The 17381-nt window shown below is 56.2% G+C and carries 17 protein-coding genes; all 17 read right to left on the bottom strand.

The window, feature by feature from the left end; genetic code table 11:
• Positions 1-894 (bottom strand): hypothetical protein, encoded by an 894-nt coding sequence (locus tag ACVWXD_RS24865; RefSeq protein WP_457371425.1) that lies wholly within the window; start codon positions 892-894, stop codon positions 1-3.
• 147 nt (positions 895-1041) lie between these two features.
• Positions 1042-2874, bottom strand: coding sequence for a glutamine--fructose-6-phosphate transaminase (isomerizing) (glmS, locus tag ACVWXD_RS24860; RefSeq protein WP_457371424.1), 1833 nt, complete (start codon positions 2872-2874; stop codon positions 1042-1044).
• A 10-nt stretch (positions 2875-2884) separates the two neighbouring features.
• Positions 2885-3652 (bottom strand): DeoR/GlpR family DNA-binding transcription regulator, encoded by a 768-nt coding sequence (locus tag ACVWXD_RS24855; protein ID WP_024078249.1) that lies wholly within the window; start codon positions 3650-3652, stop codon positions 2885-2887.
• Between the two features lie 228 nt (positions 3653-3880).
• Complete coding sequence (glmU, locus tag ACVWXD_RS24850; protein WP_032885167.1) at positions 3881-5248, bottom strand: bifunctional UDP-N-acetylglucosamine diphosphorylase/glucosamine-1-phosphate N-acetyltransferase GlmU; 1368 nt, start codon at positions 5246-5248, stop codon at positions 3881-3883.
• A gap of 122 nt (positions 5249-5370) precedes the next feature.
• Positions 5371-5787: a F0F1 ATP synthase subunit epsilon gene (locus ACVWXD_RS24845; protein ID WP_032885166.1), complete on the bottom strand. Its 417-nt coding sequence runs from the start codon at positions 5785-5787 to the stop codon at positions 5371-5373.
• 44 nt (positions 5788-5831) lie between these two features.
• Positions 5832-7208 (bottom strand): F0F1 ATP synthase subunit beta, encoded by a 1377-nt coding sequence (gene atpD, locus ACVWXD_RS24840; RefSeq protein WP_003177062.1) that lies wholly within the window; start codon positions 7206-7208, stop codon positions 5832-5834.
• Between the two features lie 27 nt (positions 7209-7235).
• A complete protein-coding gene (atpG, locus tag ACVWXD_RS24835; RefSeq protein WP_010565870.1) occupies positions 7236-8096 on the bottom strand; it encodes a F0F1 ATP synthase subunit gamma in 861 nt (286 codons plus the stop codon).
• Between the two features lie 50 nt (positions 8097-8146).
• Positions 8147-9691 carry a F0F1 ATP synthase subunit alpha gene (atpA, locus tag ACVWXD_RS24830; protein ID WP_003177064.1) on the bottom strand — a complete coding sequence of 515 codons (1545 nt, stop codon included), beginning with the start codon at positions 9689-9691 and terminating at the stop codon, positions 8147-8149.
• A 21-nt stretch (positions 9692-9712) separates the two neighbouring features.
• A complete protein-coding gene (locus tag ACVWXD_RS24825) occupies positions 9713-10249 on the bottom strand; it encodes a F0F1 ATP synthase subunit delta (protein WP_032885165.1) in 537 nt (178 codons plus the stop codon).
• A 12-nt stretch (positions 10250-10261) separates the two neighbouring features.
• Positions 10262-10732: a F0F1 ATP synthase subunit B gene (locus ACVWXD_RS24820; RefSeq protein ID WP_008439543.1), complete on the bottom strand. Its 471-nt coding sequence runs from the start codon at positions 10730-10732 to the stop codon at positions 10262-10264.
• A 56-nt stretch (positions 10733-10788) separates the two neighbouring features.
• A complete protein-coding gene (atpE, locus tag ACVWXD_RS24815; RefSeq protein WP_002555987.1) occupies positions 10789-11046 on the bottom strand; it encodes a F0F1 ATP synthase subunit C in 258 nt (85 codons plus the stop codon).
• A gap of 133 nt (positions 11047-11179) precedes the next feature.
• Positions 11180-12049, bottom strand: coding sequence for a F0F1 ATP synthase subunit A (atpB, locus tag ACVWXD_RS24810; RefSeq protein ID WP_017736231.1), 870 nt, complete (start codon positions 12047-12049; stop codon positions 11180-11182).
• Positions 12050-12065: 16 nt separating this feature from the next.
• Positions 12066-12473, bottom strand: a complete 408-nt coding sequence (locus ACVWXD_RS24805) for a F0F1 ATP synthase subunit I (protein WP_010565865.1) — start codon at positions 12471-12473, stop codon at positions 12066-12068.
• Between the two features lie 148 nt (positions 12474-12621).
• Positions 12622-13494: a ParB/RepB/Spo0J family partition protein gene (locus ACVWXD_RS24800; protein ID WP_016970690.1), complete on the bottom strand. Its 873-nt coding sequence runs from the start codon at positions 13492-13494 to the stop codon at positions 12622-12624.
• Between the two features lie 9 nt (positions 13495-13503).
• Positions 13504-14301: a ParA family protein gene (locus ACVWXD_RS24795; protein ID WP_032885161.1), complete on the bottom strand. Its 798-nt coding sequence runs from the start codon at positions 14299-14301 to the stop codon at positions 13504-13506.
• An 18-nt stretch (positions 14302-14319) separates the two neighbouring features.
• On the bottom strand, positions 14320-14964 hold the full coding sequence (rsmG, locus tag ACVWXD_RS24790) for a 16S rRNA (guanine(527)-N(7))-methyltransferase RsmG (protein ID WP_032885159.1): 645 nt from the start codon (positions 14962-14964) through the stop codon (positions 14320-14322).
• Complete coding sequence (gene mnmG, locus ACVWXD_RS24785; RefSeq protein ID WP_095185320.1) at positions 14961-16853, bottom strand: tRNA uridine-5-carboxymethylaminomethyl(34) synthesis enzyme MnmG; 1893 nt, start codon at positions 16851-16853, stop codon at positions 14961-14963. Before mnmG ends, rsmG begins: the two co-directional genes overlap by 4 nt.
• Between the last annotated feature and the right edge of the window lie 528 nt (positions 16854-17381).

The following is a 17381-nucleotide window of genomic DNA, read 5'->3' as shown; positions in this document are numbered from 1 at the left end:
CTAAAAGCAGACCCGGTACTCGACACGCATTAGGTCATCAACGTTCCGCACCAACCCACCTGCTTTATCCAGCCTATCTAGCAAACCTGCGAAGCTCCCATATACAGCTCCTATGACGTCTATAATATTCTGGCTATAAATAACGTCAGGGCGATAATTGATTTTTGTATCTGAAATTCTTCTGGCACCATCAAGTCTCCAATAAATTGCGTTTAGTTTTTCTTCAGAAATTTTCCCAGCAGCGGAAAGTGTTATAGCCTCATCTGCAAGATGCGCAAGAACAAATTCAAGATCAACAGCAAGTTTCGACTCGCCAATTTCCGCAAAAATCCTTGAAAATAATCGCTGTCCTTCATCTTGATTTTTCTTTGATTCATATTGATGAATATAACGACCTTTACATCCGTTCCATAGAAGGTCATGCCCATATCCCAAGCTGTGACGGCTGATATCGGCTCCACAAACAGGGCATTTCCTAAGCAGTACCGTATTGTGCTTCGCGCAAACCTTCACATATCTGTGGTCACGTCTCCAATAGGGGAAACCAAGCGAATCAATATCCTCTTTTACACAGTCGATGCAAATTCCGGGAAGCTGACTCTCAGTTTCAAATCTAATAGTAGACGTCTGATAACTCCATCTGGTGTAGCTTTGCTGGCCGGAGTCTGGGAAAACCGCCACTTGCGAATAACTTGTGTGATCGTGGAGCAGACGATTGAAACCGTATGTGTCAGATCTGCCAAGTACCTCAGCGATGAAACCGATAGACGATCCCCGCATGTAGTACCTGGATATTTCCTTGAACTTGATCGACTCAGGTGATCGAGAATCTAGGTAGAAATGTCTTTCTATAAAGGAACGTAGGGATTCGTGCGGTTGGATGGTGAGCAGCAAGGTGGATCACCCAGGAATTCAAGGAACCAGAGAGGCGGGAGAAATAGATCGTCGCTTGGAGCCCTCGGAGGCTCCAAGCGAGACAGACTTTAATATTCAGAGACAGACTTTAATGTTTACGATCAGGGCCTCCAGGTGAGCGAGGTATTACTCGACTGTCACCGACTTGGCCAAATTACGCGGCTGGTCTACGTCAGTGCCCTTGAGCACGGCCACGTAGTACGACAGCAGCTGCAGCGGGATGGTGTAGAGGATCGGCGACAAGGTGTCGTTGATGTGCGGCATGTTGATGACGTGGGTGCCTTCGCCATTGATCATGCTCGCCTTCTCGTCGGCGAATACCACCAGTTGGCCGCCACGGGCGCGTACTTCCTGCAGGTTGGATTTGAGCTTTTCCAGCAGTTCGTTGTTCGGCGCCACAGTGACCACCGGCATGTCGTCATCCACCAGTGCCAACGGGCCGTGTTTCAGCTCGCCGGCCGGGTAGGCTTCGGCGTGGATGTACGAGATTTCCTTGAGCTTGAGGGCACCTTCCATCGCCACCGGGTACTGCGCGCCACGGCCAAGGAACAGGGTGTGGTTCTTGTCGGCGAACAGCTCGGCGACTTTTTCCACGACGCTGTCCATGGCCAGTGCTTCGCCCAGGCGAGTCGGCAGGCGGCGCAATTCTTCCACCAAGGTAGCTTCAACACCTTCGGCCAGGGTGCCTCGCACTTGGCCCAGGGACAGGGTCAGTAGCAACAAACCAACCAGTTGGGTGGTGAAGGCTTTGGTGGAAGCTACGCCGATTTCGCGACCCGCCTGGGTCAGGAGGGTCAGGTCGGACTCACGTACCAAGGAGCTGATACTGACGTTGCAGATCGCCAGGCTGGCGAGGAAGCCCAACTCTTTGGCGTTGCGCAGCGCGGCCAGGGTGTCGGCGGTTTCGCCGGACTGGGAGATAGTCACGAACAGGGTATCGGGCTGCACCACCACCTTGCGGTAGCGGAACTCACTGGCGACTTCGACCTGGCACGGGATGCCAGCCAGGTCTTCCAGCCAATAACGGGCAACCATGCCGGCGTGGTAGCTGGTGCCACAAGCGACGATCTGCACATTGCGCACTTTGGCGAACAGCTCGGCGGCCTGGGGGCCGAACGCGTTGACCAGCACTTGGATCTGACTCAGTCGACCTTCCAACGTGCGCTGGACCACGGCAGGTTGCTCGTGGATCTCTTTGAGCATGAAATGGCGGTATTCGCCTTTATCGGCCGCTTCGGCGCCGTCGCGGTATTGCACGGCTTCGCGTTCGACGGAATTACCGTTAACGTCCCAGATCGCCACGCTTTCACGACGTATGTCGGCGATATCGCCTTCTTCCAAGTACATGAATCGGTCGGTGACCTGACGCAGGGCCAGTTGGTCGGAAGCGAGAAAGTTCTCGCCCAGGCCCAGGCCGATCACCAGCGGGCTGCCGCTGCGGGCGGCTACCACACGGTCCGGTTGGCTGGCACTGACGACGGCCAGGCCATAGGCGCCGTGCAGTTCCTTGACCGTGGCCTTGAGGGCGGTGGTCAGGTCGCTGTGGTCCTTGAGCTTGTGATTGAGCAGGTGGGCGATGACTTCAGTGTCGGTGTCTGAGGTGAACACGTACCCCAGGCTCTTGAGCTGTTCGCGCAGCACTTCGTGGTTTTCGATGATGCCGTTGTGCACCACGGCCAGGTCACCGGAAAAGTGCGGGTGGGCGTTACGTTCGCACGGTGCGCCGTGAGTGGCCCAGCGAGTGTGGGCAATCCCCAAACGACCTACCAGCGGTTCGCCGGCCAGGGCCTGCTCCAACTCACTGACCTTGCCCGGGCGACGCATGCGCTCAAGCTTGCCGGCGTTGGTGAAGACGGCCACGCCGGCGCTGTCGTAGCCACGGTATTCAAGGCGCTTGAGGCCTTCGATCAGAATGGCGGTAACGTTACGTTCGGCGACTGCGCCAACAATTCCACACATGGTGCTTCTCCTAGATGATTGCCGCGCATATCAGCGTAATGCCGCGGGCTTGGATCTGGTCGCGGGCCTCAAGCGGCAGGCGATCATCGGTGATAAGGGTATGGACGCTGCTCCAGGGCAGTTCCAGGTTGGGAATCTTGCGGCCGATCTTGTCGGATTCGACCATCACCACCACTTCACGGGCGACCTCGGCCATCACACGGCTCAGACCCAGTAATTCGTTGAAGGTGGTAGTGCCACGCTGCAGATCGATGCCGTCGGCGCCGATGAACAGTTGATCAAAGTCGTAGGAACGCAACACCTGCTCGGCGACCTGGCCTTGGAACGAGTCCGAATGCGGGTCCCAGGTGCCGCCGGTCATCAACAGCACCGGCTCGTGTTCCAATTCGCTCAAGGCGCTGGCTACGTGCAGGGAGTTGGTCATGACCACGAGTCCGGGCTGGTGGCCCAGTTCCGGGATCATGGCGGCGGTGGTGCTGCCGCTGTCGATGATGATGCGGGCGTGTTCCCGCAAACGCATCACGGCAGCACGGGCGATCGCACGCTTATAGGCCGAGATCGGTTGGGCAGGATCGCCTACCAGTTCCTGAGGCATGGTGATCGCACCACCGTAGCGGCGCAGCAACAGGCCGTTACTTTCTAGGGCGGCCAAGTCCTTGCGGATAGTGACTTCCGAGGTTTCGAAACGCTTGGCCAATTCGTCCACGCTGACTTCGCCCTGTTCGTTGAGCAAGGTCAGGATGTTGTGGCGTCGTTGGGGTGTATTTCGTTTCGACATGGTATTGATAAGTTTCGTTTCGAAAGATAACGAAGGCAATCAAAACCTATTAGGACTATATCGTCAAGCGTCTGGAACAGATTCTTCAAACAACGCAGGCCAAATGTGGAAGGGGGCTTGCCCCCGATTGCAGTCGATCAGTCGACTAGAACATTGACTGAAAATCCGCCATCGGGGACAAGCCCCCTCCCACATTTGGATAGCACTGCTGATGAGGCTGTGGATAACTCAGGTCTTTTTGATTTTGACCGGGCGTTTCCAGCCGTCGATATTGCGTTGGCGGGCCCGAGCTACGGCCAGTTGGGATTTATCCACATCCTGGTTGATGGTTGAGCCTGCGGCAGTATTCGAACCATCACCGATCGTCACTGGCGCAATCAGCGAGTTATTCGAGCCAATGAATACGTCCTCGCCAATAGTGGTCTGGTACTTGTTGGCGCCGTCGTAGTTGCAGGTGATTGCGCCAGCGCCGATGTTGCTGCGAGCACCGATCACCGCATCGCCGAGGTAGGCAAGGTGGCCGGCCTTTGCGTCGTCGCCCATTCGTGCATTTTTCAGTTCGACGAAGTTGCCGACATGCGCCCTGGCCCCCATCACAGTGCCCGGACGCAACCGAGCAAACGGGCCAGCATCGCTGCCCTCGCCCATCACCGCGCCGTCGATATGGCTGTTGGCCTTGATCACCACGCCCTTGCGCAGGGTGCTGTCCTTGATCACGCAGTTCGGGCCGATGACTACGTCGTCTTCGATGATTACGCGACCTTCGAGGATCACGTTGATGTCGATCAGCACGTCGCGCCCCACGGTGACCTCACCGCGTACGTCAAAACGCGCAGGGTCGCGCAGGGTCACGCCCTCAGCCATCAGGCGGCGACCTTCTCGCAGTTGGTAGTGACGCTCCAGTTCGGCCAACTGTTTGCGGTCGTTGGCGCCCTGCACTTCCATAGGGTCGTGGGGCTGCTCGGTAGCTACCAGCAGGCCATCGCTCACGGCCATCTCAATCACGTCGGTGAGGTAGTACTCACCCTGAGCGTTGTTGTTGGACAGACGGCTCATCCAGTCGGCGAGCTTGTTGCCAGGGACGGCGAGAATACCGGTATTGCCTTCAGTGATGGCACGTTGGGCCTCGCTGGCGTCCTTGTGCTCAACGATGGCCGCGACCTTGCCATCGGCATTGCGCACAATGCGTCCGTAGCCGGTGGGGTCTTCCAGTTCCACGGTGAGCAGGCCCATCTGACCAGGCACTACGTGCTTAAGCAGGCGTTGCAGGGTTTCCACTTCGATCAGCGGCACGTCGCCGTAGAGGATCAGCACGGTGTCAGCGGTAATGAACGGCACAGCTTGCGCGGTGGCGTGGCCGGTCCCCAGTTGTTTGTCCTGCAATACGAAATTCAGGTCATCCGCAGCCAAGCGCTCACGCACTGCATCGGCACCGTGGCCGATCACTACGTGGATGCGTTGCGGGTCCAACTGCCGGGCGCTGTGGATAACATGGCCAAGCATGGAGTTGCCGGCCACCGGGTGCAGCACCTTGGGCAGGGCAGAGCGCATGCGGGTGCCCTGGCCTGCAGCGAGAATGACGATTTCAAGAGACATGAATGGCTACCAATCCTGGACGGTCCGGCTTCAGACCAAAGATGTGTTTTGCTAAAAAAGAAAAAGGGTAGCCGAGGCTACCCTTTTTAATCAATCGCGCATAAGCATCACGGCGTAGCCGCTTACTTCTTGCGGATCTGCTGGAGCGTGCGCAGCTGAGCTGCAGCCTCGGCCAGACGTACAGCAGCAGCGCTGTAGTCGAAGTCCGCACCCTTTTCGTTCAGGGCCTTCTCAGCAGCCTTGACGGCTTCCTGAGCGGAGGCTTCATCCAGATCGCCAGCACGTTGCACGGTGTCGGCAAGTACCTTGACCATGTTCGGCTGAACCTCAAGGAAACCACCGGAGATGTAAAACACCTCACGTTCCCCGCCTTGCTTGGTCAGAGTGATCGGACCTGGCTTCAAGCTGGTGATCAACGGCGCGTGGCCCATGGCAATACCCAGGTCACCGAGTTCGCCGTGTGCAATCACCATTTCTACCAGACCGGAGAAGATTTCCCCTTCCGCGCTGACGATATCGCAATGGACTGTCATAGCCATCTGATTGCCTCAACCTGATGAGCGCCCGTTTCCGGGCGCCTGGATTACAGTTTCTTGGCTTTCTCGATCGCTTCTTCGATGCCGCCGACCATGTAGAACGCTTGTTCTGGCAGGTGGTCGTAGTCACCGTTGAGGATGCCTTTGAAGCCAGCAATGGTGTCTTTCAGGGAAACGTATTTACCCGAAGCACCGGTGAAGACTTCAGCCACGAAGAACGGCTGCGACAAGAAGCGCTGGATCTTACGAGCACGGTTTACCAACTGCTTGTCGGCTTCCGACAGCTCGTCCATACCCAGGATCGCAATGATGTCCTTCAGTTCTTTGTAACGCTGCAGCACGTACTGAACGCCGCGAGCGGTGTCGTAGTGCTCCTGGCCGATCACGTTCGGGTCCAGCTGGCGCGAAGTCGAGTCGAGTGGATCGACCGCTGGGTAGATACCCAGGGAAGCGATGTCACGGGACAGAACGACGGTGGCGTCCAAGTGGGCGAAGGTGGTCGCAGGCGATGGGTCGGTCAAGTCATCCGCAGGTACGTATACCGCTTGGATCGAAGTGATCGAACCTTCCTTGGTCGAAGTGATACGTTCTTGCAGAACGCCCATCTCTTCAGCCAGGGTCGGCTGGTAACCTACTGCGGAAGGCATACGGCCCAGCAGTGCGGATACTTCAGTACCGGCCAGGGTGTAACGGTAGATGTTGTCGACGAACAGCAGAACGTCGTTACCTTCGTCACGGAACTTCTCGGCCATGGTCAGGCCAGTCAGTGCTACGCGCAGACGGTTTCCCGGCGGCTCGTTCATCTGACCGTAAACCAGTGCCACTTTGTCCAGAACGTTGGAGTCCTTCATCTCGTGGTAGAAGTCGTTACCCTCACGAGTACGCTCACCCACACCAGCGAACACGGAATAACCGCTGTGCTCGATGGCGATGTTACGGATCAGTTCCATCATGTTTACGGTCTTGCCTACACCGGCACCACCGAACAGACCGACTTTACCGCCCTTGGCGAACGGGCAAACCAGGTCGATAACCTTGATGCCGGTTTCCAGCAGGTCGTTGCCGCCAGCTTGTTCCGCGAACGAAGGTGCTGGACGGTGAATGCCCCAGCGCTCTTCGGTGTCGATCGGACCAGCTTCGTCAATCGGGTTGCCCAGTACGTCCATGATCCGGCCCAGAGTCGCTTTACCGACCGGTACGGAGATGGCTGCGCCAGAGTCGATTACGTCCAGACCGCGCTTCAAGCCTTCGGTGGAACCCATCGCAATGGTACGAACTACGCCGTCGCCCAGCTGCTGCTGAACTTCCAGAGTAGTTTCCGCGCCTTGTACTTTCAGCGCGTTGTAGATGCTCGGTACGCTGTCGCGTGGAAATTCCACGTCGATAACGGCGCCGATGATTTGAACGATACGTCCGCTACTCATAGCTGGATCCTCTGAATATTTGAACCGTTAAACCGCGGCAGCGCCGCCGACGATTTCCGAGATCTCTTGGGTGATCGCAGCCTGACGCGCCTTGTTGTAGATCAGCTGCAAATCGCTGATCAGATCACCGGCGTTATCGGTAGCGTTTTTCATCGCGATCATCCGCGCCGCTTGTTCAGCTGCGTTGTTCTCGACCACCGCCTGGTACACCTGCGACTCCACGTAGCGCACCATCAAGCCGTCAAGCAGCTCTTTGGCGTCTGGTTCGTAGAGGTAGTCCCAGTGGTGCTTGAGTTCCTGATCCGGAGTCGCCACCAGTGGAATCAATTGCTCCACGGTTGGCTGCTGGGTCATGGTGTTGATGAACTTGTTGGATACCACGGAGAGGCGGTCAATCCGGCCTTCCAGGTACGCATCCAGCATCACCTTCACACTGCCGATCAAATCATTGATCGACGGCTCTTCACCCAGGTGGCTGATAGCTGCAACGACGTTACCGCCGAAGTTACGGAAAAAGGCCGCACCCTTGCTACCAACAACACACAGATCGATCTCGACGCCGTTTTCGCGGTTTACCGCCATGTCCTTGACCAGGGCCTTGAACAGGTTGGTATTCAAACCACCGCACAAACCACGGTCACTGCTCACTACCACATAACCCACACGCTTAACTTCGCGGTCGATCATGAACGGGTGGCGGTATTCCGGGTTGGCGTTGGCCAGATGCCCAATTACCTGGCGGATACGCTCCGCATAAGGACGGCTAGCAGCCATGCGCATTTGTGCCTTGCGCATTTTGCTTACCGCCACTTTTTCCATGGCGCTGGTAATTTTTTGCGTGCTTTTGATGCTCGCAATCTTACTGCGAATCTCTTTTGCGCCTGCCATGTAACACCTATCAGGTTAGCAAGCGGGAGCCTTGCGGCTCCCGCTGCGGCTTACCAGGTTTGGGTGGCCTTGAACTTCTCGATACCGGCTTTCATGCCAGCGTCGATATCGTCATTGAAGTCACCCTTCACGTTGATCTTCGCCATCAATTCGGCGTGATCGCGGTTGAAGTAAGCAATCAGCGCTTGTTCAAAGCTGCCGACCTTGGCGATTTCAACGTCGGTCAGGAACCCACGCTCAGCGGCATACAGCGACAACGCCATGTCAGCGATCGACATTGGGGCGTATTGCTTCTGCTTCATCAGCTCGGTAACGCGCTGACCATGCTCAAGTTGCTTACGGGTCGCTTCGTCCAGGTCAGAAGCGAACTGGGCGAATGCCGCCAATTCACGGTACTGAGCCAGAGCGGTACGGATACCACCGGAGAGCTTCTTGATGATCTTGGTCTGAGCGGCACCACCCACACGGGATACCGAAACACCGGCATTCACTGCAGGGCGGATGCCCGAGTTGAACATGGCCGATTCCAGGAAGATCTGACCGTCGGTGATGGAAATCACGTTGGTCGGAACGAACGCGGAAACGTCGCCAGCCTGGGTTTCGATGATCGGCAGAGCGGTCAGGGAGCCGGTTTTGCCGGTCACTGCGCCGTTGGTGAACTTCTCTACGTACTCTTCGGAAACGCGGGATGCACGCTCCAGCAGACGGGAGTGGAGATAGAACACGTCGCCTGGGTAAGCTTCACGGCCTGGTGGACGGCGCAGCAGCAGGGAAATCTGGCGGTAAGCCACTGCTTGCTTGGACAGATCGTCATAAACGATCAGCGCGTCTTCACCGCGGTCGCGGAAGAATTCACCCATGGTGCAACCGGAGTACGGTGCCAGGAATTGCAGCGCAGGAGATTCCGAAGCACTGGCAGCCACGATGATCGTGTTGGCCAGGGCGCCGTTTTCTTCCAGCTTGCGAACCACGTTGGCGATGGTCGATTGCTTCTGACCAATAGCTACGTAGACGCAGAAAATGCCGCTGTTCTTCTGGTTGATGATCGCGTCGATTGCCAGAGCGGTTTTACCGATCTGACGGTCACCGATGATCAGCTCACGCTGGCCACGGCCGACAGGGATCATGGCATCGACAGCCTTGTAGCCAGTCTGTACAGGCTGGTCTACCGACTTACGCCAGATCACGCCTGGAGCAACTTTCTCGACCGCGTCGGTCTCGGTGTTGCCCAGTGGACCTTTACCGTCAACAGGGTTACCCAGTGCGTCGACTACGCGACCCAGCAGTTCCTTACCAACCGGAACTTCCAGGATGCGGCCTGTGCACTTGGCGCTCATGCCTTCAGCAAGACTGGTGTATGCGCCCAATACAACGGCACCTACGGAGTCTTGCTCCAGGTTGAGGGCCATACCGTAGACGCCGCCCGGAAACTCGATCATCTCGCCGTACATAACGTCGGCCAGACCGTGAATCCGCACGATGCCGTCAGATACGCTGACGACAGTGCCTTCGTTACGGGCTTGGGAGGTCACATCGAGCTTGTCGATGCGGCCCTTGATAATTTCACTTATTTCGGAAGGATTGAGTTGCTGCATTGCTCTGCTGCCCCTTCAAACTCAAGATTTCAATGCTTCGGCAAGATTCGCGAGTTTGCCGCGAATCGAGCCATCGATAACCAGGTCGCCGGCGCGAATGATGACACCACCAATAAGGGTGGCATCCTCCGCAACTTGCAGGCGCACTTCCCGGTCGAGTCGTGCACTGAGAACCTTGGCGAGTTTGTCTTGCTGTTCTTGGTTCAATGCAAAAGCACTGGTGACTTCAACGTCTACCGATTTCTCTTGCTCGGCCTTGTACAGGTCGAACAGAGCGGCAATCTCCGGCAGAAGCAGGAGACGGTCGTTTTCGGCAACGACGTGCAAGAAGTTCTGCACTTTCACATCAAACTTGTCGCCGCACACTTCAATAAAAGTGGCGGCCTTGTCTGCGCTCGTCAGTCGCGGGGCCTTGAGCACGCGCTGCATGGTGTCGTCTTGCGACACTGCTGCAGCCAGGCCGAGCATGGCTGACCAAGAGGCCAGCTGCTGGTGGGCCTGGGCGTGCTCGAAGGCTGCCTTAGCGTAAGGTCGGGCCAACGTGGTCAATTCTGCCATGATCGCCCTCGCTTAAATTTCAGCAGCCAGTTTGTTAACCAGCTCCGCGTGCGCGTTTTGATCGATTGTGGCACCCAGGATCTTCTCAGCACCGCCGACGGCCAGAGCACCCAGTTGGGCACGCAACGCGTCTTTGACACCGTTCAGTTCCTGCTCGATCTCGGCCTGAGCCTGAACCTTCACACGGTCAGCGTCGATACGGGCTTTTTCAACAGCCTCTTCAACGATCTGGTTACCGCGTTTCTTGGCTTGCTCAATGATTTCGGCTGCTTGAGCTTTCGCTTCGCGCAGTTGTTGACCCGCTTTATCTTGGGCCAACTCCAGGTCGCGAGCTGCTCGTGCTGCAGCGTCCAGTCCATCCGCGATCTTCTTCTGACGTTCGTGCAGAGCTGCGATGACCGGAGGCCATACGAACTTCATGCAGAAAACGACAAAAATCAAGAACGCTAAGGACTGACCAATAATGGTTGCATTAATGTTCACGCCAATACCTCGCTCATTCGTTGCACAACACACCAATCACTCGAAAAGACGAGTGATTAACCGGCGAGTTGACCAACGAAAGGGTTCGCGAAGGTGAAGAACAGAGCGATACCAACACCGATCATGGTCACGGCGTCGAGCAGGCCGGCGACGATGAACATTTTAACTTGCAGCATTGGAACCATTTCTGGCTGACGCGCTGCGCCTTCCAGGAATTTGCCGCCCAGCAGGCCGAAACCAATGGCAGTACCCAGGGCGCCCAGGCCGATCAACAGTGCAACAGCGATAGCGGTTAGACCAACTACAGTTTCCATCTTTCCTCCCGACTTTTACGTCGTATGGTTTAGGTTTTTTAGATTTTAAAGCGGTAAAACAAATCGTTTCATAGCCCTGGTGGGCCACCTTCCCGTTTCACCGGGAAGGACATCAGACTAGTCGAGACTGGTCTTAATGGTTCTCTTCGTGCGCCATCGACAGGTAGACGATGGTCAGCATCATGAAGATGAAGGCCTGCAGGGTGATGATCAGGATGTGGAACACAGCCCACGCCCACTGCAGAACAATGCCCAGGCCGCTAAGCCAGAGCAGGCCGCTGCCGAACATCACAGCGATCAGAATGAACACCAGCTCGCCGGCATACATGTTGCCGAACAGTCGCAGGGCCAGGGAGATCGGCTTGGCGATCAGGGTCACGAATTCCAGCAGGAAGTTCACCGGGATCAGCAGGGCTTGAACAAAGATGTTCTTGCTGCCGAACGGGTGCAGGGTCAATTCGCCGATGAAGCCGCCGATGCCCTTGATCTTGATGCTGTAGAAAATGATCAGCGCGAATACCGACAGGGCCATGCCCAGGGTAGCGTTCGGGTCAGTGGTCGATACGGCACGGAATGGAATATGCGGGTCGCCGGAAATCGCCATGGCCAACTGAGGAATCCAGTCAACCGGGATCAAGTCGACGGCGTTCATCAGGAACACCCAGACGAAGATGGTCAGTGCCAACGGTGCAATCACCGGGCTACGGCCATGGAAGCTGTCTTTCACGCTGCCATCGACGAATTCGACCAATACTTCAACGAAGTTCTGCAAAGCACCTGGCTGACCGGAAGTCGCCTTCTTCGCCGCCATGCGGAAAATTAGGACGAAGATCAGACCCAAAGCGACCGACCAGCCCAGAGTATCCAGGTGGAAAGCCCAGAAGCCCATTTCTTTGGCTTCTGCTGCGGAGTGGGCAAAGCCCCAGCCGCCGTTGGGAAGCTGACCGAAGGTCAAGTTCTGCAAGTGGTGCTGGATATAGCCCGAAGCGGTTGTTTCTGCCATGGTTGCCTCAAACGCCCTAAGGTTTCGAAAGTCTTGTTTTCATTAGCAGGGGAGCGAACCAGCTGACCAGTTGGGTCAACACGAAGACGCCGAATACAGCCAGCGGCGCCAATGGCTTCACACCTGCAAAGGTCAGTGCAAACAGCACTGCCGTCAAAATCAGTTTCCCCGCCTCGCCGGCATAAAAAGACCGGACGATAGCCTGGGCTGCTCGGGCGCCGGAAAACCGAAAGGCCCTGTGAGCAAAATACATATTGGGCAGCAAGGCTATCAGGCCTCCGCAAAGTCCCGAATATCCGGCTACGACTCCATGCCAGTACCAAAGCGCCAATGCGGCGATTAGCAAAATGACAAATTGAGCCAATAAAACCGGAAAAACAGCCAAGCGATGGAAGGGCAACGTGTTTGGCGTGCGGGTTTCCATCACTCTTGCTCCTCAATAGTCGGCTGCCGGAAATCAATAACTTGGCATAATTTGTGCCGACAAAATGCGCGCAGAGTATAGGGGCGGTTCTGCCCCTATTCAACTGCCGGGTAGTGATTTCCGATCACACGCTACATAAGCAAATGTTTCAGCGGATGTGGGCAAGGACACCCTGAAGCTCATCAAGGGAGTTATATCCGATGACCAATTGCCCTTTGCCTTTCTTGCCGTGGCGAATTTGTACCGCAGAGCCCAGGCGCTCGGCCAGGCGCTGCTCGAGACGCGCGATATCCGGATCGGGTTTGGCCGTTTCGACCGGTGCAGGTTTGCCGCTGAGCCACTGGCGAACCAAGGCCTCAGTCTGACGAACGGTAAGCCCTCGTGCGACAACGTGTCGCGCCCCTTCAACCTGTTGATTTTCCGGCAAACCGAGCAAAGCACGGGCGTGGCCCATTTCCAGATCGCCATGGGACAACATGGTCTTGATGACTTCCGGCAAAGCGATCAGGCGCAGCAAGTTGGACACGGTGACGCGGGACTTACCCACCGCTTCGGCCACTTGTTGCTGCGTCAGCTGGAATTCTTGCTGCAGGCGCTGCAAGGCGATCGCTTCTTCGATCGGATTGAGGTCTTCGCGTTGAATATTCTCGATCAACGCCATGGCGATCGCCGTTTCATCAGGCACATCACGCACCATCGCGGGAATGGTCTCTTTGCCGGCCTGCTGACTGGCGCGCCAGCGGCGTTCACCGGCGATGATTTCAAAACGACCGCCACCAATCGGGCGCACCACGATCGGCTGCATCACGCCTTGAGCTTTGATCGAATTGGCCAGTTCCTCCAACGCCTGGGGATCCATGTCACGGCGTGGCTGGTATTTACCGCGCTGGATCAAGTCCAGAGGCAGGTGCTGCAGCTCGCGCTCGTCGGCCTGCACCGCTTGTTCTTCAAGCGATGTGACGGTCGGACCACTCAACAGTGCATCCAGTCCACGTCCGAGACCTCGTTTCTTGACGGCCATGGGGATTCCTTAAGTTGGCTGGGCTGCAGCGGTGCGGGAGTTGCGGCGTTGGCGGCGAACCATCTCGCCAGCCAGAGCCAGGTAGGCGATGGCGCCACGGGACGATTTGTCATACGCCAACGCAGGCATGCCATAGCTTGGCGCTTCGGCCAAACGGATATTGCGCGGAATCACGGTGTCGTAAAGCTGCTCGCCGAAGTGTTCCTTGAGCTGTGCCGACACATCGTTCATCAGGCTCAGGCGCGGATCGAACATGGTCCGCAGTAGGCCTTCGATCTGCAGGTTTGGGTTGAGCAATTCGGCGATACGCTTGATGTTATCCACGAGGTCGCTCAAACCTTCCAGTGCGTAGTACTCACACTGCATGGGGATAATCACCCCATCGGCAGCCACCAACGCATTGAGCGTCAGCATCGACAGCGACGGTGGGCAATCGATCAAAATGTAATCATAGTTCTCGCGGATCGGCGCCAAGGCGCTGCGCAGACGGCTTTCTTTCATCTGCATTTCCAGCAACACCACTTCCGCCGCAGTCAGATCGCGGTTGGCCGGCAGCAATTGATAACCGCCATGCTCGGAATAGTGCATGGCCTGGGCCAGGTCACACTCGCCGATCAGCAAGTCGTAGACCGAGTTTTCCAGGCCGTGTTTATCCACACCGCTACCCATGGTGGCGTTGCCCTGTGGATCGAGATCGATCAACAGCACCCGTCGCTTGGTAGCGACCAAGGATGCTGCGAGGTTGATGCAGGTGGTGGTTTTGCCCACGCCACCTTTCTGGTTCGCTATCGCGAATACCTTAGCCATTCTTGCTTGTGTTCCCAATCATGCCGTGCGGCGCAGTATCAGCAGATGGCGTTGGCCTTGGCAACCGGGTACAGCCAAGGCGTGTTCGCTATCGAGGTGGAAGTCTGCCGGCAATGCTAACAGCTCATCACTCGGATGGACGCCCTTCATTGCCAGCCAGCGGGTATCGCGGTCACCCAAGTGGCGTGTCCAGTTGCTGAAGTTCTCCATGCTGCTGAACGCCCGGGAAACAATTCCGTTGAAAGGCAGTTCAGGCGTGAATTCTTCGACACGGCTGTGGATAACGTGAAGGTTATCCAGCTTGAGTTCGAGTTTGACCTGGGTCAGGAAGCGGGTTTTCTTGCCATTGCTGTCCAGGCAGGTCACTTGGGACTCGGGAAACAGGATGGCCAAAGGGATACCTGGCATGCCGCCGCCACTGCCCACATCCAACCAGCGACCGTTTTGAATAAATGGCATCACGCTCAAGCTGTCGAGCAAATGCCGGGACACCATCTCATCGGGATTGCGCACTGCCGTGAGGTTGTAAGCCTTGTTCCATTTGATCAACAGGGCTAGGTAGCCCAACAGCAACTCATGCTGGGCGGACGTCAGATCGACGCCCAATTGGCGTGCACCTGTGGATAACTCTTCGGCGTGTTGCAGGGTGACCAACGAACTCAAGCGCTTTGCTCCAACTGACGGCCCGCGCCGCGTTTTTTCAAATGAATCATCAACAGCGAAATGGCTGCCGGGGTGACGCCGGGAATACGTGAAGCCTGACCCAGGGTTTCTGGTCGAGTTATCCCCAGCTTGCTCTGAATTTCTTTCGAAAGCCCGGAAATCCCGGTGTAGTCGATATCCACAGGCAGCTTGGTGTCTTCACTGGCGCGCAGACGAGCAATCTCGTCCTGCTGGCGGTCAATGTAACCGGCGTACTTCGTCTTGATTTCGACCTGCTCGGCAACCTGTGGATCTTCTGCGCCGCCGCCCGTCACTTCGACCAAGCCAGCGTAGTCGATTTCCGGACGTGACAGCAGGTTCAGCAAGTTGTACTCGTGGGTCAGCGGCGTGCCGAATTTCTCGGCAATTGCATCACCTTGTTCGGTACCGGGGCGAACCCAAGTGCCTTTCAGGCGCTGCTCTTCCAACGCAATGCTTTCACGTTTTTTGCAGAAGGCTTCCCAGCGCACGTCATCGACCAGCCCCAGTTCGCGGCCTTTTTCGGTCAGCCGCAGGTCGGCGTTGTCTTCGCGCAGGATCAGACGGTATTCCGCCCGGGAAGTGAACATCCGGTACGGTTCCTGGGTACCCAGGGTAATGAGGTCGTCCACCAACACACCGATGTACGCTTCATCGCGACGCGGGCACCAACTGTCTTTGCCTTGTGCACGCAATGCGGCGTTGGTCCCGGCAAGCAAACCTTGGGCGCCGGCTTCTTCGTAACCGGTTGTGCCATTGATTTGGCCGGCGAAGAACAGCCCGCCGATCACTTTGGTCTCCAGGCTGTACTTCAGATCACGAGGATCGAAGTAGTCATACTCGATGGCATAGCCAGGTCGCACGATATGTGCGTTTTCCATGCCGCGAATCGATTGCACGATCTGGATTTGCACGTCGAACGGCAGGGAAGTGGATATCCCGTTCGGGTACAGCTCGTGAGTAGTCAGGCCTTCGGGTTCGATGAAGACCTGATGGCTCTCCTTGTCGGCAAAGCGGTGGATCTTGTCTTCGATCGATGGGCAATAGCGCGGGCCAATCCCCTCGATCACACCGGAATACATCGGCGAACGGTCGAGGTTCGCGGCAATGATCTCGTGAGTTCGGGCATTGGTGTGGGTAATCCAGCAACTCACCTGTTTGGGGTGTTGCTCCTTGGAACCCATGAACGACATCACCGGGATCGGCGTATCGCCCGCTTGCTCAGTCATCAACGAGAAATCCACAGAACGCCCGTCGATACGCGGCGGGGTTCCGGTTTTCAGGCGACCGACACGCAGCGGCAATTCACGCAGGCGTTTTGCCAAGGCAATCGACGGAGGATCACCGGCACGGCCACCGGAATAATTCTGCATTCCGATGTGGATAAGTCCGCCAAGGAAGGTTCCGGTGGTCAAAACCACAGATTCTGCGAAGAAGCGCAGACCCATTTGGGTGACAACGCCCTTCACCACGTCTTGTTCGACGATTAGGTCATCCGCTGCTTGTTGAAATATCCACAGGTTCGGCTGGTTTTCCAGGGTTTCACGTACAGCAGCCTTGTACAGAATGCGGTCAGCTTGTGCCCGAGTGGCGCGCACTGCCGGGCCTTTGCGGCTGTTGAGAACGCGAAATTGAATACCACCCTTATCGGTTGCCATGGCCATTACGCCGCCAAGGGCGTCGATTTCCTTGACCAGATGGCTTTTGCCGATACCACCAATGGCGGGGTTGCAACTCATTGCACCGAGGGTTTCCACGTTGTGCGTGAGCAACAGGGTTTTTACGCCCATGCGTGCTGACGCCAGTGCTGCCTCGGTACCGGCATGACCGCCGCCGATGACGATCACTTCAAAACGGGAAGGGAAATCCACCACGCACCTCGTGCCTGCTTAAGTAGGTAATTAGGAATTGATTGATTGAACTGGTTTTAGAGCTTTGGCGACAAGTATAGGGACTTAGCCCTTCCTAAAGAACCCTTTGCACAAAATTTAACCAGCTGTGGATGAATCACAGACAATAGAAATTAAAAGAGAGAAATTTATTAAATCTTTGTTTTTATGTTTATTTCTACTGAGCATCATTTCTGTGGATAGATCTCTACAGGCCTTTATTTACGGTATGTACAGAGATTCAAAAGTCTGTGGTCATGTGCCAATGAGGCCCTTGGATAAGTACGCTAAGCCTGTGGATTAAACAGTCACTTATCCACAGAGGGGTTTTTACTCAGGTTTCAAGCCCTGTTATCAACTGGGCACAGGGGCGGTTATTCACAGGGCTTAATCCACAGAAATCGAGCAAACACGCTATACCGAGGTCACGGTGAAGCCACCGAAATCCTTCGACTCGGAAGTGAACAGCGTAAAAAGAGATCTATTGTGAGAAATCTGCAGTGCAGTTAA

It is taken from the genome of Pseudomonas sp. TE3911, from assembly GCF_054062775.1.
Note: the sequence above shows the minus strand (reverse complement) of the source record. Positions and strands in the feature narration are given on the sequence as shown.